Annotated in this window: 15 protein-coding genes; 9 read left to right on the top strand and 6 right to left on the bottom strand. The window is 76.0% G+C overall.

All coding sequences use genetic code 11. The features are described from left to right. Positions 1–44: 44 nt before the first annotated feature. Together ACFVTF_RS22795 and ACFVTF_RS22790 are read right to left on the bottom strand one after the other, a co-directional pair. Positions 45–632: an RICIN domain-containing protein gene (locus ACFVTF_RS22795; RefSeq protein WP_387815991.1), complete on the bottom strand. Its 588-nt coding sequence runs from the start codon at positions 630–632 to the stop codon at positions 45–47. A gap of 338 nt (positions 633–970) precedes the next feature. Continuing rightward, positions 971–2,224: an MFS transporter gene (locus tag ACFVTF_RS22790; protein ID WP_387815989.1), complete on the bottom strand. Its 1,254-nt coding sequence runs from the start codon at positions 2,222–2,224 to the stop codon at positions 971–973. A gap of 230 nt (positions 2,225–2,454) precedes the next feature. Here ACFVTF_RS22790 and ACFVTF_RS22785 point away from each other — a divergent pair, with 230 nt between their 5' ends. The 5 genes from ACFVTF_RS22785 to ACFVTF_RS22765 all read left to right on the top strand — a co-directional run bounded on the left by ACFVTF_RS22785 (position 2,455) and on the right by ACFVTF_RS22765 (position 7,493). Beyond that, positions 2,455–3,648, top strand: a complete 1,194-nt coding sequence (locus ACFVTF_RS22785; RefSeq protein ID WP_387815987.1) for an ROK family transcriptional regulator — start codon at positions 2,455–2,457, stop codon at positions 3,646–3,648. A gap of 157 nt (positions 3,649–3,805) precedes the next feature. After that, a complete protein-coding gene (locus ACFVTF_RS22780) occupies positions 3,806–4,222 on the top strand; it encodes a molybdopterin-binding protein (protein WP_208869038.1) in 417 nt (138 codons plus the stop codon). 99 nt (positions 4,223–4,321) lie between these two features. After that, the gene (locus ACFVTF_RS22775; protein WP_387815985.1) at positions 4,322–5,083 is read left to right on the top strand and encodes a glycerophosphodiester phosphodiesterase; all 762 of its coding nucleotides are present in this window, start codon (positions 4,322–4,324) and stop codon (positions 5,081–5,083) included. A 295-nt stretch (positions 5,084–5,378) separates the two neighbouring features. After that, positions 5,379–6,521 (top strand): AI-2E family transporter, encoded by a 1,143-nt coding sequence (locus ACFVTF_RS22770; RefSeq protein ID WP_387815983.1) that lies wholly within the window; start codon positions 5,379–5,381, stop codon positions 6,519–6,521. A gap of 78 nt (positions 6,522–6,599) precedes the next feature. Continuing rightward, a complete protein-coding gene (locus ACFVTF_RS22765) occupies positions 6,600–7,493 on the top strand; it encodes a virginiamycin B lyase (protein WP_387815981.1) in 894 nt (297 codons plus the stop codon). Here ACFVTF_RS22765 and ACFVTF_RS22760 read toward each other — a convergent pair. The 3 genes from ACFVTF_RS22760 to ACFVTF_RS22750 all read right to left on the bottom strand — a co-directional run bounded on the left by ACFVTF_RS22760 (position 7,484) and on the right by ACFVTF_RS22750 (position 12,076). Then, entirely contained in the window at positions 7,484–8,041 is a 558-nt protein-coding gene (locus tag ACFVTF_RS22760; protein WP_350879761.1) for a GAF domain-containing protein, read from the bottom strand. The genes ACFVTF_RS22765 and ACFVTF_RS22760 overlap by 10 nt on opposite strands. Continuing rightward, on the bottom strand, positions 8,025–8,816 hold the full coding sequence (locus ACFVTF_RS22755) for a S8 family serine peptidase (protein ID WP_387816094.1): 792 nt from the start codon (positions 8,814–8,816) through the stop codon (positions 8,025–8,027). Before ACFVTF_RS22755 ends, ACFVTF_RS22760 begins: the two co-directional genes overlap by 17 nt. Positions 8,817–8,965: 149 nt before the next feature. After that, positions 8,966–12,076 carry an adenylate/guanylate cyclase domain-containing protein gene (locus ACFVTF_RS22750; protein ID WP_387815979.1) on the bottom strand — a complete coding sequence of 1,037 codons (3,111 nt, stop codon included), beginning with the start codon at positions 12,074–12,076 and terminating at the stop codon, positions 8,966–8,968. Positions 12,077–12,471: 395 nt separating this feature from the next. Between ACFVTF_RS22750 and ACFVTF_RS22745 the strand changes: the two genes are divergently transcribed. The 3 genes from ACFVTF_RS22745 (at position 12,472) to lanKC (ending at position 16,813) form a co-directional block, all read left to right on the top strand. Next, entirely contained in the window at positions 12,472–12,645 is a 174-nt protein-coding gene (locus ACFVTF_RS22745) for a hypothetical protein (protein WP_350879764.1), read from the top strand. Between the two features lie 141 nt (positions 12,646–12,786). After that, positions 12,787–14,055 (top strand): MFS transporter, encoded by a 1,269-nt coding sequence (locus tag ACFVTF_RS22740; RefSeq protein WP_387815977.1) that lies wholly within the window; start codon positions 12,787–12,789, stop codon positions 14,053–14,055. A 70-nt stretch (positions 14,056–14,125) separates the two neighbouring features. After that, complete coding sequence (gene lanKC, locus ACFVTF_RS22735) at positions 14,126–16,813, top strand: class III lanthionine synthetase LanKC (RefSeq protein WP_387815975.1); 2,688 nt, start codon at positions 14,126–14,128, stop codon at positions 16,811–16,813. On the opposite strand, the gene ACFVTF_RS22730 is transcribed toward lanKC, so the two are convergent. Further along, a complete protein-coding gene (locus ACFVTF_RS22730) occupies positions 16,806–18,632 on the bottom strand; it encodes a BTAD domain-containing putative transcriptional regulator (RefSeq protein WP_387815973.1) in 1,827 nt (608 codons plus the stop codon). The two genes, lanKC and ACFVTF_RS22730, sit on opposite strands and share 8 nt — an antisense overlap. 594 nt (positions 18,633–19,226) lie before the next feature. On the opposite strand from ACFVTF_RS22730, the gene ctaD reads away from it, so the two are divergent. Continuing rightward, complete coding sequence (ctaD, locus tag ACFVTF_RS22725; protein ID WP_387815971.1) at positions 19,227–20,972, top strand: cytochrome c oxidase subunit I; 1,746 nt, start codon at positions 19,227–19,229, stop codon at positions 20,970–20,972. The last annotated feature ends 104 nt before the right edge of the window (positions 20,973–21,076 follow it).

Here is a 21,076-nt window from a genome sequence, read left to right as displayed (position 1 = left end):
GAGCCTAACCGGTGCCCCTCCGCGGCCGTCGAGGGCGGTCGCGGTCAGCTGTACGGGGGCTTCTCCGGGTTGTAGTGCCAGAACTGGTTGTCGCCGCTGTGGAACCCCCACTGGATCACCGGGGTGCCGTCGGTCAGGGCGCCGCCCGAGACGTCCAGGACGAGGCCGCTGTAGCCGTTCACGATCCGGCGGGGCGTGCCGGGGTGGCTGGCCGGGGGGTCGCTCCAGCTCTGGTTGGCGCCGCCGTCGCAGGTCCACTGGTCGGCCTGGGTGCCCCAGGTGGTGCTGAAGGCCGGGATGTCCAGGCACTTGCCGCTGTTCAGGTTCACCCAGCCGCGGGCGCTCTGGGTCCACTGCTGGTTGGCGCCGCCGGTACAGGTCCAGATCCGGACCGGGGCGCCGTCGTCGGTGCGCCAGTCGGCGACCTCCAGGCACAGGTCGTTCGGGCCCGCGTACATGCCGGTGCGGATCTCGGCGGGCCCGAAGTCGGCGGCGGGGGTGGCCGCGGGGGCGGGCGGCGCGGTGAGCGCCACTGCGGCGGCGGCGAGGGCGGCCGTGGCTGCGGCGAGCCGCGCACGACGGGGCAGGAGATAGCGGCAGGGCAGACGGGACGGGCGGGACAGGCGGGACATCAGAGCGTCCTCCGGGGGGTCGCGGATGCGGAGCGGTCTGCGCGGAGCGGTCGGCGAGGAATCCCAGCAGACGTCGCCAGGAGTCCCGGGCCGCGTCCGAACATTCGACGGCGGAGGGCGCGAAGAGGTTGTGCGGCGCGCCCGGGCAGGTGACGAACTCGTGCGGGCAGCCGGCGGCCACCTCGGGGCGGCCACCTCCGGGCGGTGCCGCCCTGGTCGTGGCGCACCGGGTCCACCCCGGGGAACGCGGGACCGCCGGGCGCGGAATGCGCCCGGCGGTCGGCGGTCGGCGGGAGGAGGGGCGAGGGGGAGGGGGGAATTCCTGGGAATTCCCCGGCTCAGATCGCCGAGAGGTCCTTTGCGGACGCGCCGCCCGGTGGCGTCGCGGCCACGGCCGCGTCCTCGACACCGGATCCGGGGGAGTTCCGTTCGGCCCGGCGCAGCGCCCCGGCGCTCAGCAGCAGCGCGAAGGCGAGCGCGGTGACCAGGCCGAAGGAGACGGTGAGCGAGGTCGCCTGGGCGAGGGCGCCGATGATCGCGGGCGCGACCAGGCCGGAGGTGTAGGTGACGGTGGCGACGCCCGCGATGGCCTGGCTGGGGTTGCTGCCGATCCGCCCGGCCGCCGCGAAGGCCAGCGGGACGGTGACCGCGATGCCGATGCCGATCAGGGCGAAGCCCGGGATGGCGAGCGCCGGGCTGTCGGCGGCCACCACCAGCAGGCCGCCGACGGTGGCGACGGCGCCGCCGAGGCGGGTGGTGCGCACGGCGCCGAGCCGGCGGACCACCGCGTCGCCGCAGAGGCGGCTGACGGCCATGGTGAGCGAGAAGGCGGTGTAGGAGGCGGCGGCGATGGTGGCCGAGGCGCCGGTGACGTCGCGCAGGTAGACGCCGCTCCAGTCCATCGAGGCGCCCTCGGCGAAGACGGCGCAGAAGCCGACCAGTCCGATCACCAGCGAGCTGCGCGGCGGCAGTGCGAACCGCGGCGGCTCCTCCGCCCCCTCCGGCGCCCGCAGGTCGGGCAGGTTCCGGCAGACGGGCTGCGCGAGCACGAGCAGCACGAGCGCGGTGACGGCCAGCTGGAGCCGGGCGTCGAGGTCGAGGTGGGCGGCCAGGATGCCGAAGCCGGAGGCCAGCAGCCCGCCCGCGCTCCACATCCCGTGCAGTCCGGACATGATCGAGCGGCCGAGCCGCTGTTCGATCTCCACGCCCTGCGCGTTCATCGCGACGTCCGCCATCCCGGCCGAGGCGCCGTACGCGAGCAGCGCCACGCACAGCACCGGCAGCGAGGGGGCGAGCGCGGGCAGGGCGAGGGCCAGGCACCAGAGCGAGATCAGTCCGCGGACGGCCGCCCGCCCGCCGTAGCGGTGGACGAACCGGCCGGCCAGCGGCATCGCGAGGGAGGAGCCGATGGCGGGCATCACCAGGGCCAGGCCGAGCTGGCCGGGGGAGAGGTCGAGGCGGTCCTGGATCCACGGGATGCGGGTGACGAAGCTGCCGCTGACGGCGCCGTGCACGCCGAAGACCAGGGCGATGCCCGCCCTGGCCCGGCGTGGGGAGGCCAGTGGCTCCAGTGAGTGTGCGGTCGTGCTCATCCGGCGTTCCCTCCCGGGTCGCGCAGGCGGGGCGGCGCGACGGTGCCCTGTGTGGGTGGTTGACGTGCTGATGGGTGGTCTGACGTGCCCGGCAGTGGTTCTGACGTGCCTGAGGGTGGTCTACGTGCAGGCCGTTCGGTCCGCGCGGCGGCGACGGCCGTCCGGCGGATGGTTCGATAAAATTATCAGGAAGGGACCCTGATAGAAACACTCTGGAAGGATGAGCCGCCATGACCACCGCGCGCACGGCCACGCCGAGCACCGCCCGGGCGATCAACGACCGGCTGGCCCTCAACCTGCTCCTCGAACAGGGCCCCCTGACCGCGACCGAGCTGCGCGACCTCACCGGCCTCTCCCGGCCGACCGTCGCCGACCTGCTCGACCGCCTCCAGCGCACCGGCCTGGTCGCCGTCGTCGGCGAACGGGGCGAACAGCGGCGCGGTCCCAACGCCCGGCTCTACGCGCTGGTCGCCTCCCGCGCCCACCTCGCCGCCTTCGACGTGCGCTCCGGCGGCGTCAGCCTGGTCGTCGCCGACCTCACCGGGCGCACCCTCGCCAGCGCCGAGGTCCCGGTCCACGGCGACGGGACGCCCGACACCGCCGGACACCTGGTGCGCACCCTGCTGGACACCGCGCGCGGCGTCGGCGTCGAACGGCTGCACACCGTCGCCGTCGGCGCCCCCGGGCTGGTCGACCCCGCCACCGGGCGCCTCAACAGCACCGGGAAGCTCCCCGCCTGGCACGCCGAACTGCTCGCCGAGCTGCGCGGGCTGCCCGGCACCGACGTGATCCTGGAGAACGAGGTCAACCTGGCCGGCCGGGCCGAGTACCGGATCGGCGCCGCCCGCGACCGTGACACCTTCGTGCTGCTCTGGCTCGGCCACGGCGTCGGCGCCGCCGTCGTCCTGGACGGCCGGCTGCGCCGGGGCTTCTCCGGCGGCACCGGCGAGATCGGCTTCCTGCCCGTCCCCGGCACCGGCGGCCTGCCCAGCGCCACCGGCTGCGACGGCGGCTTCCACAGCCTGGCCGGCAGCGCCGCCGTCTGCGAGCTCGCCCGCGCCCACGGACTGCCCGCCGGCGCCGCCGGGGACGCCCCCGCCGCCGAGGCGGCCGTCCGCGCCGCGCTGGACGCCCTCGGCCCGGACGGGCCCGGCGGGCCGTTCCTGGACGAGCTGGCCGCGCGGATCGCGGTCGGCGCCGCCAGCATCTGCGTCGTCCTCGACCCGGGCTGCGTGGTGCTCGGCGGCGAGCTCGGCCGGGCCGGCGGCGCCGAACTGGCCGGCCGGGTCGAACGGCGGCTGGCCGAGCTGTCCCCGCTGCGCACCGAGGTCCGGCCCGGCGCGGCGGGCGGCGGCGCGGTGCTGGCCGGGGCCGTCCTCACCGCCGGGGACGCGGTGCGCCGCGACCTCTTCGGCGAGTCCTGACCCGCCTCGCTTGGCGGCCCCGGCCGCCGGTACGGCAGGATGACGGCGACGGCCCGCCGCGCGTGCGGCGTCCCCGTTACCGTCCCACGTTGTTCCCGTCCCACGTTCCCCGAGTCAGCCCCGGGGGCAGTCCCCGAGTCAGTGTCAGGAGTCGCACATGGGCCAGTCCGAGGCGCCGGTCAACCCGTACCGCATCGGCGAAGCCGCGGCGCTGCTCGGGGTCAGTGCCGACACCATGCGGCGCTGGGTGGACGCGGGGCGGGTCGCGGCCGAGCGGGACGAGCACGGCCACCGGATCATCCCCGGCGTCGACCTCGCCGCCTTCGCCCGTGAGCTGGCCCGCCCGGAGAACGCCGAGGCCGAGGGCCGTCCGTCCTCGGCCCGCAACCGCTTCCCCGGGATCGTCACCCACGTGGTGCTCGGCGACGTCGCGGCCCAGGTGGAGGTCCAGGCAGGGCCCTTCCGGGTGGTGTCGCTGATCAGCCGGGAGTCGGCGGAGGAGCTGAACCTCGTCCCCGGCGCCCCCGCCACCGCGGTCATCAAGTCCACCAATGTGATGATCGAGCGGCGTTAGGCCCGGCCTGACCCGCACGGCACGCCCCACCGGGTGCCGCGCGCCGACGGCGCGTCGAGCCCCGTCCGTACCGGTTCCGAACGAGAGGCCCCGCCCGGGATGTCCCACCCGCATCTGCCGACCACCCAGAGCGCCGTCAGCGCGGTCGGGGAACCGGCCGCCGACCGCCGCCGGGTGCTCGCCGTCGCGCACCGCGGCGACCCGTACCGCCACCGCGAGAACACCCTGCCCTCCGTCGAGTCCGCGCTCGCCGCCGGCGCCGACGCCGTCGAGGTGGACGTCCAGCTCACCCGCGACCGGGTGCCCGTCCTGCTGCACGACCGCACCCTGGAACGCCTCTGGGGCGACCCGCGGTCGATCGGCCGGGTCACCACCGCGCAGCTCGACGAACTGCGCCGAGGGCCGCTCGCCGTCCCGACCCTCGCCGAGACGATCAAGGTCGTCGCGGCCGCCGGAGGCCCCCGGCTGCTCATCGACCTCGACGACCCCGGCCCCGTCGCCGCCACCTGGTCCGTCGTCAGCGAGCTCGACGCCGAAGGGCTGGTCTCCTTCTGCGGCCCCGCCACCGCCATGCTCGCCGTCCGCGCGCTGGCGCCCGGCGCCGAGATCGCCCTCACCTGGAAGGAGCCCCGGCTGCCCGTCCGCGCCCTGCTCGACGACCTGCGCCCGCGCTACCTCAACCCGCCGTTCGGCCTGGTCACCCCCGAGTTCACCGCCGCCGCCGCGGACGCCGGGCTCGCCGTCTCCACCTGGACCGCCGACCTGCGCCGCACCATGCGCCGGCTGCGCGACACCGGGGTCGCCTCCATCACCAGCAACCGGATCGGCGTGCTGCGCGCCGTCCTGGACGGCCGCCGCTGAGCGTGCCGACCGGCTGAACCGGGGCGGCCGCTCCGGGGGGACGGGGCGGCCGTTTCGAGGCGAACTGAGGTCCGGCGCTCGAACGCGTCCGCCAGGGCGCTTCGTCCGATGAGGTGAGCTCCACCGGCTGCTCTGTACGCGGCGGACGGGGGCGGATTGAATCGGCTCCACCCTTGATCGGCCGGACGGCGGTGTGCCGTTGTCGCCGGAGAGACGGCCGGAGGCGGGCACGCTGGCGGACCGTCCGCCGAGACGGGGCGATTCGGACTCGTCGACGAGCCAGGCGGAGGTGGCCGTGCCCGAGGAGCACCCGGCCGGGGAGGGCCCGGCGGCGGAACCCCGATTCGTCGGCGGGGCCGCGCCGGACCCCCGCAGGCCGTACCTGATGCTGCCGCCGGTGGTCCGGCAGGCGGCCGCCTGGTCGGCGGCGGTGATCCTGCTGCTCACCCTCGCCTCGCTGCTGGTCTTCGCGCTGGTCGAGCTGCGGGCCGCCACCGTGCCGGTGGTGCTGGCACTGCTGGGGGCCTCGCTGCTCTACCCGGCGGTGCCGTGGATGGTCCGGCGGGGCGTGAGCCGGGGGCTGGCCGCCGGGCTCACCTGCGTGCTGCTGGTCGCGGCCGTCAGCGGGGTGATCGCGCTGCTGGTCAACGCGCTGGTGCACAGCGCCCCGCAGATCGCCGAGTCCCTCCAGCAGGCGGGCAACCAGCTGGCCGCGTGGCTCGGCCCGACCGGGGAGAAGATCCGGCACGCGCTGGACAACGCCAAGGGGGAGACCAACTCGCTGGTCTCGACCGTCACCAACGGCGTGCTGTCCGGGCTGGGGCTGGCCACCCAGCTGATCGCCGGCGGCGTGCTGGCGCTCGCCCTGGTGTTCTTCTTCCTCCGGGACGGCCACCGCACCGGCGACACGATCCGCTCCTACCTGCCCGAGCGCAGCGCCGAGACCGTGATCGCCTGTGCCGAGCGCGCCTTCGACGCGATGGCCGGCTTCATGCGCGGCACCTCGCTGATCGCGCTGATCGACGCCACCTTCATCACCATCGGCCTGGTGGCGCTCGGCGTGCCCGGCGCGCCGGGGCTGGGTGCGCTGGTGTTCATGGGCGCCTACATCCCGTTCGTCGGGGCCTTCCTGTCCGGGGCGGCGTCCGTGCTGGTCGCGCTCGCCGACGGCGGGATCGGGACGGCGCTGTGGGCGCTGGGCGTGGTGATGGCGGTCCAGCTGTTCGAGGGCAACGTCCTCCAACCGCTCATCCAGAGCCGGACGGTGGAGCTGCACCCGGCCACCATCATGGTCGCGGTGGTGGCCGGCTCCGGGATCGCCGGCATCCTCGGGGCCCTGCTCGCCGTCCCGGTGTGCGCCGCCGGCGTGGGCATCATCTCCGTCCTGCGCGGCGTCCCCGCCCCGCGGGCCGCCCGCCGTGCGGGGAACGGGGTGTAACCCGGTTGCCGGGGGCCGGGAGGGCGTGCGAGGATCACTAATGCGACGGAAGTCGCAATAGTGAGGACGGGGGTTCGCATGACACGGATCGTGGAGCTGATCGAGGTCGCCGAGGAGGGGGCCGGGCCGTACGGCGTCGCCGTGGGGCCGGACGGGGGCGTGTGGTTCACGCTGGTGCACGCCGGGGAGATCGGACGGCTGGCGGCGGACGGCACGGTCGAGCGCTACGGCCTCGGGGCGCCGGAGTGCGGGCCCGCGGTGCTCACCGTCGGCCCGGACGGCGCACTCTGGTTCACCCGGATGCGCGACCACCGGATCGGGCGGATCGACACCGACGGGAAGGCGTGCTCCTTCGCCGTCCCGACGGCGGGCGCCGGGCCCTACGGGATCGTGGCGGGGCCCGACGGGGCGCTCTGGTTCACCGAGCTGAACGCCGACCGGATCGGGCGGATCACCGTCGAGGGCGAGGTGACGGAGTACCCGCTGCCGCGCGCCGGGGCCTTCCCGTCGCTCATCACGGCCGGCCCGGACGGCGCGCTCTGGTGCACGCTCAACCAGGCGGACGCCGTCGCCCGGATCACCGTCGGGGGCGAGGTGGCCGTCCACCCGCTGCCGACCGGGGGCACCGCCCCGGTCGGGATCACCGCCGGGGCGGACGGTGCGCTCTGGTACGTCGGCATCGGCGGCGGGCTGGTCGGCCGGATCACGGTGGACGGCGAGGTCACCGAGTACCCGCTGGCCGACCGGGCGGCCCGGCCGCACGCGATCACCTGCGGGCCGGACGGCCGACTCTGGTTCACCGAGTGGGGCGCCGGCCGGATCGGGGTGCTCGGCCCGGACGGGCAGCTCGACGGCTACCGGCTGCCCGGCCCGGCCGCCGAGCCGCACGGCATCGCCGTCGGCCCGGACGGCGCGGTGTACGCGGCGCTGGAGCGCGGGTCGATCGCGAGGTTGGCGCCGCGTCAGGGCTGACGGCGCAGCAGCTCCTCCAGGTCGGCCAGCAGGTCGAGGGCGGCGGCGCGGTCGGGCACCGCCGCCGGGGCCGGGGAGCGCTCGGCGATGACCCGCAGGGCGGCGGCGGCCTGGCGGGCGAACAGGGCGAGCAGGTCCAGCTCGGGCAGGCTGGACCGGGCCTGCGGGGCCGGGTCCAGCACCTCCAGGACGCCCAGCACCCTGCTGCCGTGCGTCAGCGGCGCCGCCATCAGCGCGTTCGGAACGTACGCGGTGGACTCGGCGAAGGCCCGGTCGAAGGTGCGGTTCGCGCCCAGGTCGTCGACCACCATCGGCTCGCCCGAGGCGGCGACCCAGCCCGCGATGCCGCTGCCCGCCGGGAAGCGGCGGCCCACCAGGGACTCCTCGCCGCGCCCCGAGACGGCCTGGAACACCAGCTCCCCGGCCGCCTCGTCGAGCAGGCAGACCGAGCCGGCCTCGGCGCCGAAGATCGCTCGGGCCACGTCCACCACGGACTGCAGCAGCTCGCGGGCCAGCGGGTCGACGGCGGGATCAGTGCTGAGGGTCATCGGGCGCCTCCGTGATGGGGGTGGACGGGGTGGGCCCGGTCGTCGAACTCCCGCCTGGGGGACGGCGAGGACCGGCACCGGGGCCGACCTGGACGTTGGCTGCGGTGAGGTAGAGCGCGCTCTTCAGCTGGAAGGTCGTCAGCCTCGGGTGGCCGGACAGGATGCGGGCGCACAGCCCGGCGACGTACGGGGTGGCGAAGCTGTTGCCGGTGGTGCGGATGGTGGAGCCGCCGAGCCAGGGGACCCGGACGTTCTGGCCGGGGGCGAAGAACTCGACCGGCGGCGCCGGGTTGTACAGGTGCAGGGCCGGGTCCTCCTCCTGGTGGCTGCCGACCGAGATGACCGAGGAGAACCGCCAGGGGTAGCTCTCCACCGGGGTGTTGTGGGCGGAGGCGACGATCGCGGTGCGGGCGAAGAAGGCGTCGTCGGCGATCGCGTGCAGCTCCTCCAGGAAGCGGGTCCGGGTGGTGGAGAGGCTGAGGTTGACGACGTCGAAGCCCTGCTCGACGGCCCAGCGCAGCCCGGTGATCAGCATGTCGCCGGTGCCGGTGAAGCGTTCGCCGAGCACCCGGACGCTGTACAGCTCGCAGTCCGGGGCGGTGCGGCGGATGATGCCCGCGCAGGCGGTGCCGTGGCCGCAGGTGTCGCCGGTGCGGTCGGGGCGGACCACCAGCTCCCGGGTCGTCGGGTCCTTGACGACCACCCAGGAGCCGTTCAGCGGGCCGACCAGCGGGTGGTCCGGCTCGATGCCGGAGTCCACGACGCACACCCGCACGCCCTTGCCGGTGCCCCCGCCGCCGGGACCGGTGGTGTCGGGGCCGGTGGTGTCGTGGGCGGTGGTGTCGTGGGCGGTGGTGTCGGCGAGCACCGGCAGGTCCGCGGCGGCCCGGCCGCGCAGGCTCCAGGTGAGGCCGGCCGGGCCGCTCACCGGGTGCCCCCGAGCCGCTCGGCCCGGCGCACGCCCGGCAGGTGGCCCTTGGCGGCGAACCGGTCCCGGGCGGTGGCGGCCGCCACGGCAGCCTCGGCACGCCGGTCGAGCAGCAGCAGCGCGTGGGCGCGGTCCAGTGCGGTGAGCGCCTGGAGCAGCAGCGACTCGGTGGCCTCGGCGGCCTGCACGGCGGACGCGGTCAGCTCCTGCGCCTGGTCGGCCTCGCCCCGGGAGGCGGCGAGCCGGCCGCGCAGCGCGTCCAGCTCGATCGCCAGCACCGGCGGCAGCGCGGCCGCGGCGTCGACGCCGTCCAGGTGGCGGGCGGCCGGGCCCGGGCGGTCGGCGTCCAGCAGGGCGCGGGCGGTGGTGAGGGCGAGCCGGGGCAGCGGGGCGGAGTTGCCCAGCCGACGGGCGACCTCGGCGGCGTCGGCGAGCAGGTCCAGCGCCTGCGCGGTCTGGCCGGTGGCAGCCGCGGCCTGGGCGGTCAGGGCCGGCAGCGAGATCATCGCGTCGGCCAGCGACAGCTCGCCCGCCAGGCCGTTGGCCTCGGCCAGCAGCAGTTCGGCCTCGCCGGGCCGGTCGCGCAGGGCGAGCAGGACGGCCAGCGGGCCGTTGAGCGCGACCCGCACCGTCCGGTGGCCGGCGCCGTGCCCGGCCAGCAGGGCCCGCAGCCGGAAGACGGCGTTCGGGACGGGCTCGGGGCCCGCCAGCAGGGAGGCGGCCAGCGCGGCCAGCACGGCGGCCCGGTCCAGCTCGGCGTCGGTGCGGGCGGCGTGGTCGAGGGCGTCGTCCAGCAGCCGTTCCGCCTCGGTGTGCCGGCCCGCCAGCAGGTGCTCCTCGGCCAGGCGCAGCCCGGCCCGGGCCCGGCCCAGGTCGTCCCGCAGGTCGATGAAGAGCGGGAGGACGGCGCGGGCGGTGGCGGCGGGCTGCTCCGGGCCGGGCGGCAGGCCGCGCGCGGCCAGCGCGAGCCGGGCGTGCGCGGCGTCCAGCGGGTCGGCGGCCGAGTCGCGGACCTGCGCCAGGACGGGCAGGGCCTCGTCGGCCCGGCCGAGTGCCAGCCGGGCCTCGCCGAGGCGACGCAGCGCCGGGCCGGCGGTGCGCTCGTTCGGGTAGTGCAGCCGGACGGCGCGCTCCAGCAGGTCGGTGGCGGCGGGCAGGTCGGCGTGGGCGAGGGCGTGGGCGCCGGCCACGCCGAGGGCGGCCGCCGCGCGGGTGCGCAGGGCGTCCGTCCGGGCGTCCAGCAGGCCGAGTTCGAGCCGGTAGCGGTGGGCGCGCTCCAGGTGGCCGCCGACGGCGGCGTCCCCGGCGGCGCGGACGGCCGGCAGGTCGGCGGCGCGTTCGTGGCGCTCGGCGCGGGCCCGCTTGGACATCGACTGGTAGACCGACTCCTGGACCAGGCCGCTGCTGAACCGGAAGCTGGTGCCGGCCGGTTCGACCAGGCGGCGTTCGGTCAGCCGGGCCAGCGCGGCGTGCAGCCGCGGCGGGGTGTCGTCGCCCGCGGGCAGGCCGGGGAGGCCGTCGAACGGGCCGGTGAAGACGTCGTCCTCCGGGTCGGCGAAGGCGTCCTGGTCGGCGCCGCCGTGGGCGAGCTGGGCGAGTTCGGCGGCGGTGAAGGCGCGGCCGAGCACGGCGGCCAGGTCCAGGGTGGTGCGCTCGTCGCGCTCCAGGTCGTCGATCCGCGCGCTGAGCAGCGCCCGGCCGGTGGGCGGGAGTTCGTCGGCGAGGGCGGGGCCGTCCGCCTCGGTGAGGGCGGCCAGCAGTTCCTCCAGGTGCAGCGGGTTGCCCTCGGCCCGCTCCAGCAGCCGGGTCGGCACCGTGTCCTGGTGGGCGCTCAGCTCCGTCAACTGGGCGGCCAGCAGCGCCGATTCGTCCCAGGACAGGCCGCCGACCGGCAGCGCCGGCAGCTCCGGGCGGGAGGCCGGCAGCTCCGGCCGGGCCAGGCACAGCAGCAGCACCGGGGCCGGGCCGAGGGCGGCGACCAGCCGTTCGGCGGCGTCCAGCAGCACCGGGCCGGCCCACTGGCAGTCGTCCAGGACCAGCACGGCCGGGCGCTCGACGGTCCGCCCGCGCAGGATCGCGGCCAGCCGGTCCAGTGACTCTTCGGCGCTCACCCCGGGCGCGGTGGCCTGCGCCAGCCGGTCCAGCGCCTCGGCGGGCGCGGGCGTCCCCGGGCCGCCGAGCAGGGCCCCGACGGCCTCCGCGAGCGGGGTCAGGACGCCCTGCTCGCCGTAGCTGCGGCAGCGGCCGGTGCCGCAGCGCGCGGTGTGCCGGCCCGTCCGCTCCTGCCACTCGCGCACCAGCCGGGTCTTGCCGATCCCCGCCTCGCCGACGACCAGCAGCAGTTCGGCGCCCTGGCCGCCGGCCACCCGGGCCAGCGCGGCGTCCAGCTGGGCGAGTTCGCGCTCCCGCCCGACCAGCGGGACGTCGAAGCGGCGCAGCAGCTCGGGGTCGTCCTCGTCCAGCCCGACCAGGCGGTACGCGGTGACGGGCTCGGTCTTGCCCTTGAGCCGCAGCGGGCCGACCTCGTGCACCTGGGCGGCCGGCCCCGCCGCGCGCAGGGTCTGCGGGCCGATCAGTACCTGGCCGGGGGCGGCCTGGGTCTGCAGCCGGGCGGCGATGTTCACGGTCTCGCCGGAGATCAGGGCCTGGCGCGCGGAGGCGTCCGAACCCGCCACCACCTGGCCGGTGTTGACACCGATCCGGACGTCCAGGCGGACCCCGAGGGTGGCGTCCAGCTCGGTGTTGAGGTCCTCCAGGTCCTCCAGCATGGCGAGCGCGGCGGCCAGCGCCCGGTGGGCGTCGTCCTCGCGGATCACCGGGACGCCGAACACCGCCATCACCGCGTCCCCGATGAACTTCTCCAAGGTGCCGCCGTGCGCCTCGATCTGACGGTGCATCCGTTCGAAGTAGCGCAGGATCACCTCGCGCAGCGTCTCCGGGTCGAGCGCGCCGGACAGGGCGGTGGAGTCGACCAGGTCGCAGAAGACCACCGTGACCAGCTTGCGCTCCTCGGCGGCCAGGTCGAGGGCGGCAGCCCGGGGGGTGCCGCAGGCGGGGCAGAACTGGTCGTTCGTGCTGGCGAGTTGGGCGCAGAGCGGGCAGGGCATGGTGGCAGTCCTTCGCTAGTCCTTCGCGGTGCGGGGAGTGCATCGGGGCGTGCGTGGGGTTGGGGATCGCGCGGGGTCGAGGTGCGCGGGGAGCCGGGGTGGGCGTGGTCGGAACCGGGCGTGCGGGCGTGCCGGGCCAGGCTCCCGGGCCCGGCTTCGGGCCCGGTTCGCAGCCGCCTTGCCGGCGGTATGGCCGCAGTCCGGAGCGGGTGCGCGGGCCCGCCGGGCGGGCTCGGCGGGCCGGGATGCGCCGCCGCCGGCGCCCCGACCTGCGGCCATACCGGTGCCGTACCGGTTCGCAGGCCGTGCGCAGCCCCGCCTGCCTAACGTCTTCACCACGGCGGGCCACCACCCGTCGAACCCCCACCGATCAAACCAGTGAGAGGAGTTCAGCCATGGCCGAGAACATCGACCCGATCGTCGGCGAGGACAGCGAGGAGACCCCGGAGGTGCAGGCGCACGCCGCCAACGTCCTGGACCTCCAGGCGATGAAGGTCCTCCAGGAGGCCTCCGACGGCAGCTGCTTCAGCCTGATCAGCTACGTCAGCTCCGCCGAGACCTCCGCCTGATCAGCGGCAGGTCGAAGGTGTCCGGCGCGGGGGCGGGCGCACCACCGCCCCCGGCCGCCGGGCAGTGATTGGCTTCCGGGGCGGTCCCGCCGGTGCGGGGCCGCCCCGGCCCGATTCCACCCCCCACCCCGGAGGACGGCCATGGAGCCCACCTCGCTTTCCCGCAACCGGGACTTCCGGCTGCTCTGGGTCGGCGGCCTGATGGCCTCGCTCGGCTCCCAACTCGCCTCGATCGCACTGCCGTTGCTCGTCCTTCGGGAGACCGGATCGGCCGCCCAGGCGGGCGCCATCGGCACCGTCTCGATCGGCGCGCTGCTGCTCACCATGCTGCCCGGCGGCGTCCTCGCCGACCGGGTCGAGCGGCGCCGGCTGATGCGGGTGTGCGACGTCGGCAGCCTGCTCGCCGTCACCGCGCTGGTGATCGCCGTCCTGCGCGGCCACACCCCGCTGCCGCTGGTCCTGCTGGTGGCCGCCGCCGGGGCGCTCATCACCAGCGCCTACGGGCCCGCCGCCGGCGGCCTGCTGCGCGCGGTGGTGCCGCGCGAGCAGGTCCGCGCGGCCTCGTCCCGGATGCAGGCGCGCGGCGCCGCCGCCCGGCTGGTCGGGCCGATCGCCGGCGGCGCGCTGTTCGCCTGGCACCCGGTGCTGCCGTTCCTCGCGGAGGGCGTCGGGCTGCTGCTCTCCACCGTCTGCGTCGCGCTGATGCGGACCCGCTCGGTGCCCGCCGCCAGGAGCGGCGCGGCGTTCAGCCGCGGCGAACTGACCGCCGGGCTCAGCTTCATCTGGCGCCAGCCCTACCTGCGCACCCTGCTGCTGATCTTCGGGCTCGGGATGAACTTCGCGTTCAGCGCGCTGATGTTCACCACCCTGGCCGTGGCGTCCGACGGCGGCCGCTCCGGGATCGGCGGCGGCACCGTGGTCTCCTGCACCGCGGCCGGCGCCCTGGCCGGCGCGCTGCTCGCCCCGAGGCTGGAGGCCAGGGCGCGCTCCGGGACGCGCCCCGGGGTGCGCGACGGCAGGCTGGTGGCGCTCAGCTGCTGGGCGGCCGCGGCCACCGCCGGGGTGCTGGTGCTCACCCGGATCCCGCTGCTGATCGGGCTGCTGTGCGCGGTGTGCATGTGCCTGTCCACGGTCGCCAGCATCGGCTTCGTCTCCGGGATGCTGCTCGCCGCGCCGCCCGACCGGATCGGCCGGGTGCAGAGCGCCGCCGGTTTCCTGTCCACCCTGGTCCAGCCGTTCGGCCCGCTGGTGGGCGGCGCGCTGCTCGGCGCGCTGGGCGGCACCCGGACCTTCGCCCTGCTGGCGCTCGCCATCTCGCTCTGCGCGGCCGTGGTCACCTGGGCGCCGCCGGTCCGGCGCGGCCCGGCGCCGGCCCCGGCACCGCTACCCGTACCCGCACCCGCGGGCTGAACCGTTCGGCGGCCCGGGAGCCGAGCGACCCGGAAGAGCCCGGAAGACGACCCGGAAGAGGAGGCGCGCCATGGCCGGCGCCCAGGAGACCCAGCTGTACTGCCTCGCCGATCCGACGTACTACGACACCCCCGGCCGGCTCCGTGACCGGGCCGGCCGGTACCGGCTGGGGCTCGGCGCACCGCCCGCCGGGTGGCGGCGCGAGCGGCGCGGGCTGTGGACGGCGCTGCGGCCGGACGGCGCCCGGCTGCCGGAGCAGGGCTGGAAGATCCACGTCTCGACCGTGCCGGAGGAGGCCGAGGAGACCCTGCTGGCCGTCGCGCGGGTCTGCACGGCACGCCGCACGACGTTCAAGTTCCTGCGCAGCGACGAGGCGTTGCGGGTCGCGAACGGCAAGTACATGGGGCGCGGCAGCAGCGGCAAGTTCGTCACCGTCTACCCGGGGTCGGAGCAGGAGTTCCTGGCCGTGGCGGCGGAGCTGGCCGAGGTGTTGGCGGGCCGCCTGGGGCCGTACGTGCTCACCGACCTGCGGATCGGAACGGCGCCCGTGTACGTGCGCTACGGCGCGTTCGTCGAGCTGTGGTGCCAGGACGAGGACGGGCGGCCCGTGCCCGCGCTGCGCGACCCGTCCGGCGAGCTGGTCCCCGACCGGCGCGACCCGGTGTTCCAGCTGCCCGCCTGGGTCGAACCGCCCGAGGAGCTGCGCCCGCACCTGGCCGCCCGGGAGGCGGCCGGCGGCGACCTGCCGTACCGGATCGTCGAGGTGCTGCAGTTCTCCAACGCCGGCGGGATCTACCTCGCCGAGCACCGGACCACCGGGGAGCGGGTGGTGCTGCGCGAGGCCCGCCCGCACGCCGGGCTGGACGCCGCCGGGGACGACGCCGTCACCCGGCTGCGGCGCGAGCAGTGGGCGCTGGAACGGCTCGCCGGACTGGACTGCGTGCCCCGGCTGCACGAGGTCCGGACGGTCTGGGAGCACACCTTCCTGGTCCAGGAGCACATCGAGGGCGTCCAGCTGTTCGCCGAGGCGATCCGGCGTTACCCGCTGGTGCACCAGAACTGCACCGCCGGGCAGCGCGCCGAGTACGCGCACTGGGTGGCCGGGGTCGTGGCCGGGCTGGAGAAGGCGCTCGGTGCCCTGCACGAGCGGGGCGTCCGGTTCGGCGACCTGCACCCGGCCAATGTGATCGTCCGTCCGGACGGTTCGGTGGTGCTCGTCGACTTCGAGTACGCGGAGGAACTCACCGGCCGCAGTGTCCCGATCGCCGGTGCGGGCGCGCTGCAGCCCCCGCCCGGGCTCGACGGGGCCGACGCCGACCGCCACATGCTCTGGGCCACCTGGCTGATGCTGCTGATGCCCGTGATGGAGCTCGCCGAACGCGATCCCGGCAAACTGCCCGCGCTGGAACGGCGGGCACGGCAGTGGTTCGGCCTCGGGCCGGAGGAGGGGCCGGTACGGCCGGGCGCCGTGGCACCGGTGGCGCCGGTGGAACCGGTCGGCGAACGGCGGGTCCGTGAACTCCTCGCCGGGCCCACCCTCGACGCCGCCAGGAACGAACTCGTCGCCGGCATCCACGCCGGGGCCACCCCCGACCGGCCGGACCGGCTCTTCCCCGGCGACCCGGCCGGATTCGCCGACGGCGGCACCGGCGTCGCCCACGGCGCCGCCGGCGTGCTGTACGCGCTGCACCGGGCCGGGGCGCCCTGCCCCGACGAGTACGCGGACTGGCTGATCGCGGCGATGCGGCGGCGCGGCCCGAGGCCGGGCGCCGGCGGGCTCTTCGACGGGCCGCTCGGCGTGGCGGCCGTGCTCGCCCGGGTCGGCCGCGGCGACGAGGCCGCCGAACTGGCCGCGCAGGCCCGGCAGGCCCGGCCCGCGCCCACCGTCGCCCTCCACGGAGGCCGGGCCGGCGCCGCGCTCGCCCGGCTGCGGCTCGCCGACGCGCTCGGCAGCCGGCGCGAACTCGCGGACGCCCTCGCCGACGCGCGGGCGCTCGACGCGGTGCTGCGCGGGCGGACCGTCCCGGGGCTCGGCGCGCCGACGGCGGCCGGACTGCTGTACGGCCTGGCCGGGATCGCCCTCGTCCAGCTGCGGCTGTACCAGCGGACCGGTGAGGACTGGCTGCTGGCCTCCGGGCGCGAGGCGCTGGGGCGGGCCGTGGCGCAGTGCGTGCGGGTGCCCGACGGGTCGGTCCAGGTCCTCGACCGGGGGAGGCGGCTCGCCTACCTCGACCGCGGCAGCAGCGGGATCGCGCTCGTCGCCCGGGAGTACCAGGCGCTCGGCGGCAGCGGGTCCGAGGGGCTCGAAGGGTCCGAGGGGTTCGACGGGTCCGAGGGGTTCGACGGGTCCGAGGGGTTCGACGGGTCCGAGGGGTTCGGCGGGTTCGGGGAGTTCGGCGGGTTCGGGGAGTTCCTCGCCGACGTCCGGCGGGTGTGCGCACCCGGATTCGTGCGCGAGCCCGGGCTGTTCCGGGGCCGCGCCGGGCTGCTGCTGGCGCTGGACCGGCTGGGCGGGCCGGCGGCCCGGGACGCCGTCCGCGAGCAGGTCCGCAAGCTCCAGTGGCACCTGGTCGCGCGGCCGGAGGGGCTGCTCGTCCCCGGGATGCGGCTGCGGCGGTTCTCGGCGGACCTGCACACCGGGGCGGCGGGCGTCCTGCTGGCCCTGCGGGCCGTCGAACAGGGCCTGGAGGGCGGGGAGTTGCTGGACGCGCTGACGCTCGGCCCGAGGGGCGCCGGCCGGCGCGGCGGGCTCAGCTGAGGCTGTCGGTCAGGGCTGCGCTGTGCTCACGGGCGTGCAGGTGGGTGAGGCGGGGGAGGGCGTAGAGGGCGGCGTGGGCGGTGACCTCGCCGGTGGGGGAGGTGACGGCTCCGGTGTCGGTGAGGGCCTCCAGGGTGCGCAGGGCGAGGCGTTCGGGGCGGCCGAGGGCGGCGGCGGCCTCGGGGAGGGTGAACAGCAGGGAGAGCGGGAGGGCGGCGAGCCGGCCGAGGGCGAGGCGGCCCTGGTCGGTGAGGTCGCGCCAGCCGGAGTCGAGGCGGGCGCGGACGGTGACGTCCCCGGCGACGAGTTCGTCCAGGGCGCCGGCCGGGTCGGCGAGGCGGGCCGCGTACTCGGCGAGCGGCAGGTGGCGCAGGACGGCGAGCCGGGTGCCGGCGACCCGGACGGCGAGCGGCAGCAGCCCGCAGGCCTCGACGATCCGGGCGGCGGCGGCGCGGTCGGTGCCGGTCCGGCCGGTGCCGACGATCCGGCCGAGCAGGTCGAGCGCCTCGGCGGGGGCGAAGGGCGGCACGGTGACCCGGTGCACCGAGGCCAGTCCGGCGAGTTGGCTGCGCGAGGTGACGAGGGTGGCGCTCGGGCCGAAGCCCGGCAGCAGTTCGCGGACCACGGCCTCGCCGGGGGCGTCGTCGAGGATCAGCAGCATCCGGCGTCCGGCCAGGGAGGCGCGCCAGAGGGCGGCGGCCTGGGCCGGGTCGGCCGGTCTGGGGCCGGATCGGCCGGTGAGGGCGGCGAGTTCGGCGAGGATGTCGGCGAGCGGGCGCGGGGTGCCGTCCTCGGTGCGCAGCCGGAGCAGCAGCCGGCCGTCGGGGAAGCGGTCGGCGAGCAGGTGTCCGGCGTGCACGGCGAGGGCGGTCTTGCCGATGCCGGCCGGGCCGGAGAGGACCGCGACGCGCTCGCCGCCCTCCGCCAACGCGTCGATCAGCTCCCGAAGTTCGTGGCTCCGTCCGGTGAAGTCGGTGGTGTCGGAGGGCAGCAGTGCGCCGCTCGGGCCGGGGTGCTGCGCCGGCCGGGCGGTGACGGGCCGGGCCGGGCCGTGGGCGAGCAGCTGTCGGTAGCGGGCGGTCAGGGCGGGGCTGGGTTCGAGTCCCAACTCGCGGGCGAGCAGCTGGCGGTGGGTGTCGTAGACGGCGAGCGCCTCGGCCTGCCGGCCGGACAGGTGCAGGGCGTTCATCCGGGCGGCCTGGAGGCGTTCGCGCAGCGGGTGGCGCTCGGCGAGGTCGGCGAGTTCCTCGGCGACGGCGGTGGCGTTGCCGAGCTCCAACTCGGTCTCCGCCCAGTCCTCGTGGACGCCCAGGCAGCGGGCCTCCAGCCGGTCGGCCTCGGCCTGGACGGCGGGCGAGCAGCGCAGGTCGGCGAGCGGCGGGCCCTGCCACAGGTCGAGGGCCTGGCGCAGCAGCCGGGCGGCGGGGGCGAGCGCGCCGCTGTCGGCGGCGGCCCGGCCGGCCCGGGCGAGGGCGCGGAACTGCAGGACGTCGAGCTCGGGTTCGGCGACCCGCAGCAGGTAGCCGCCGGCGGTGTGGACCAGCCGCTCGGGCCCGGGGTCGCGGCCGAGCAGGGTGCGCAGGGTGCAGATGTAGACCTGGAGGTTCTTGCGGGCGGTGCGCGGCGGCTCCTCGGGCCAGACCGCGTCGGTGAGCAGGTCGACCGGGACGGCCGTGTTGGCGCGGCTCAGCAGGACGGCCAGCACCAGCCGCTGCTTCAGCGGGCCGAGGGCGAGCGGGCGGCCGTCCGCCTCACCGGCCAGCGGGCCGAGGACGGAGAAGCGCGGCCGGGTGGGGGCGGCGGGCTGGGCCAGGGGCATCGGTGTACCTCCGGGGCGTGGGTGGGGGCCAGGGCGTGTCCGAACGGGGGCGTGACCGGTGCGGTGCGGGCGTGGCCGCAGGCTACTTGACGGCCGATCCGATCTGTAGGGCACGGAATCGGCCTGTTTCGGTCACGTCACCATCACACTTCGGGCGCCTGGGGGAGGGGGTATCCGGGGGCGGGAGCGGCCGGGGGCGGTGGCGGCCGGCGGGCGCGGTGTCGTGGCCGGTGGGGTGGGGTGGGAGGGGCCGGCGGGGTGCGGCGGAGGGCCGGGGCCGGGGGTGCGGGCCCCGGGGCGGACGGGGCCGGGCGGGGGCCGTCCGGGGCGCGGGCGCCGGGGCGGTTCCGGCGTTCCTCCAGCGGCGCTCGTCGGCGCGGTGAGCGCCGCCCGAGGCGCCGGGGCGGGACCGACGGCCACCGGAGGTCCCGGTCCGGGTGCCGGAACGCGGGCCGTGCGGCCCCGGGGGCGCGGGCCGAACGGCCCTAGGGGGCGGGGGCGGTGCGTTCGGATCATGGATCGCCAGCCATTCGCACGACGTTCCTAAGGAGTGCGTCCTTGAGCGCCACCCCGGCACAGGGCGACCCCACGCCAATGCCAACCTCCGTACCGCAGCCGTCGGTTCGGCCGAAACGGCCCGGTTCGGCCGTGGTCAGACTGCTGACCACCACCGACCACAAGACGATCGGCTCCATGTACCTGGTGTCGGCGTTCGGGTTCTTCCTGATCGGCGGTGTCCTGGCGCTGGTCATGCGCGCCGAACTCGCCCGGCCCGGAACGCAGATCCTCTCCAACGAGCAGTTCAACCAGGCCTTCACCATGCACGGCTCGGTGATGCTGCTGCTCTTCGCGATGCCGCTGTTCACCGGCTTCGCCAACTGGATCATGCCGCTGCAGATCGGCGCCCCGGACGTCGCCTTCCCGCGCCTGAACATGCTGTCCTTCTGGCTGTTCATGTTCGGCTCGCTGATCGCCGCCGCCGGCTTCGCGACCCCGCAGGGCGCCGCCGACTTCGGCTGGTTCCTCTACGCGCCGCTGTCCGACGCCGTCCACTCGCCCAGCGTCGGCGCCGACATGTGGATCATGGGCGTGACGCTCTCCGGCTTCGGCAGCATCCTCGGCGCCGTCAACTTCATCACCACGATCATCTGCATGCGCGCACCCGGGCTGACCATGTTCCGGATGTCCATCTTCTGCTGGAACGTGCTGCTCACCTCGGTGCTGGTGCTGCTGGTCTTCCCCGTCCTCGCCGCCGCCCTGCTCGCCCTCGAGTGCGACCGCAAGTTCGGCTCGCACGTCTTCGACCCGGCCAACGGCGGGGCGATGCTGTGGCAGCACCTGTTCTGGTTCTTCGGCCATCCCGAGGTGTACATCCTGGCGCTGCCGTTCTTCGGGATCATCTCCGAGATCATCCCGGTCTTCAGCCGCAAGCCGATGTTCGGCTACGCCGGGCTGATCGCCGCCACCGTCGCCATCGCCGGCCTGTCGGTGACGGTGTGGGCGCACCACATGTACGTCACCGGGCAGGTGCTGCTGCCGTTCTTCTCCTTCATGACCTTCCTCATCGCCGTCCCGACCGGGGTCAAGTTCTTCAACTGGGTCGGCACCATGTGGAAGGGCTCGCTCAGCTTCGAGACACCGATGCTCTGGACGGTCGGCTTCCTGGTCACCTTCCTGTTCGGCGGCCTCACCGGCGTGCTGCTCGCCGCCCCGCCGATCGACTTCCACGTCTCCGACTCGTACTTCGTCGTCGCCCACTTCCACTACACGCTGTTCGGCACCGTGGTCTACGCGATGTTCGCCGGCTTCCACTTCTGGTGGCCCAAGATGACCGGCAAGAAGCTCGACGAGCGGCTCGGCCGGATCACCTTCTGGACGCTCACCGTCGGCTTCCACGGCACCTTCCTGGTCCAGCACTGGCTCGGCGCCGAGGGCATGCCCCGCCGCTACGCCGACTACCTGGCCTCGGACGGCTTCACCACGCTCAACACCCTGTCCACCATCTTCTCCTTCCTGCTCGGACTGTCGATCCTGCCGTTCCTCTACAACATCTGGAAGACGGCCAAGTACGGCGAGAAGGTCGAAGCCGACGACCCGTGGGGCTACGGCCGCTCGCTGGAGTGGGCCACCTCCTGCCCGCCGCCCCGGCACAACTTCGTCCGGCTGCCGAGGATCCGCTCCGAATCCCCGGCCTTCGACCTCCACCACCCCGACATCGCGGCCCTGGACGTCCTGGAGAACACCGGCAAGCCCGCCACCCACCTGGGCGACGTGAGCCCGGCCAAGTACGACCTGCCGAACACCAGGGCGGAGCGGGCGCGGTCCGCCGTGGACAGCTGACCCGGGGGCCGGGCGCGCCCCGGCCCCCCGCTCCGAACCCCCCGACCGCCGTCTCCGCCCGCGCCCCCGTCACGGGCGGGGACGGCTCCCTCCCCTCGCGACCT

Origin of the sequence: Kitasatospora sp. NPDC057940, from assembly GCF_042887425.1 — a bacterium.
Classification (GTDB): Bacteria; Actinomycetota; Actinomycetes; order Streptomycetales; family Streptomycetaceae; genus Kitasatospora.
The sequence above is the reverse complement of the archived record's forward strand: the minus strand, read 5'-3'. Positions and strand labels throughout refer to the sequence as shown.

Excerpts from the sequence above, each read along its gene's own strand:
- ACFVTF_RS22745 (WP_350879764.1), top strand. The coding sequence starts at position 12,472 with ATGGCCGAGAACATCGACCCGATCGTCGGCGAGGACAGCGAGGAGACC.
- ACFVTF_RS22740 (WP_387815977.1), top strand. The coding sequence starts at position 12,787 with ATGGAGCCCACCTCGCTTTCCCGCAACCGGGACTTCCGGCTGCTCTGG.
- ACFVTF_RS22730 (WP_387815973.1), bottom strand. The coding sequence starts at position 18,632 with ATGCCCCTGGCCCAGCCCGCCGCCCCCACCCGGCCGCGCTTCTCCGTC.
- lanKC (WP_387815975.1), top strand. The coding sequence starts at position 14,126 with ATGGCCGGCGCCCAGGAGACCCAGCTGTACTGCCTCGCCGATCCGACG.
- ACFVTF_RS22760 (WP_350879761.1), bottom strand. The coding sequence starts at position 8,041 with ATGACCCTCAGCACTGATCCCGCCGTCGACCCGCTGGCCCGCGAGCTG.
- ACFVTF_RS22790 (WP_387815989.1), bottom strand. The coding sequence starts at position 2,224 with ATGAGCACGACCGCACACTCACTGGAGCCACTGGCCTCCCCACGCCGG.
- ACFVTF_RS22785 (WP_387815987.1), top strand. The coding sequence starts at position 2,455 with ATGACCACCGCGCGCACGGCCACGCCGAGCACCGCCCGGGCGATCAAC.
- ACFVTF_RS22780 (WP_208869038.1), top strand. The coding sequence starts at position 3,806 with ATGGGCCAGTCCGAGGCGCCGGTCAACCCGTACCGCATCGGCGAAGCC.
- ACFVTF_RS22795 (WP_387815991.1), bottom strand. The coding sequence starts at position 632 with ATGTCCCGCCTGTCCCGCCCGTCCCGTCTGCCCTGCCGCTATCTCCTG.
- ctaD (WP_387815971.1), top strand. The coding sequence starts at position 19,227 with ATGCCAACCTCCGTACCGCAGCCGTCGGTTCGGCCGAAACGGCCCGGT.
- ACFVTF_RS22750 (WP_387815979.1), bottom strand. The coding sequence starts at position 12,076 with ATGCCCTGCCCGCTCTGCGCCCAACTCGCCAGCACGAACGACCAGTTC.
- ACFVTF_RS22765 (WP_387815981.1), top strand. The coding sequence starts at position 6,600 with ATGACACGGATCGTGGAGCTGATCGAGGTCGCCGAGGAGGGGGCCGGG.
- ACFVTF_RS22775 (WP_387815985.1), top strand. The coding sequence starts at position 4,322 with ATGTCCCACCCGCATCTGCCGACCACCCAGAGCGCCGTCAGCGCGGTC.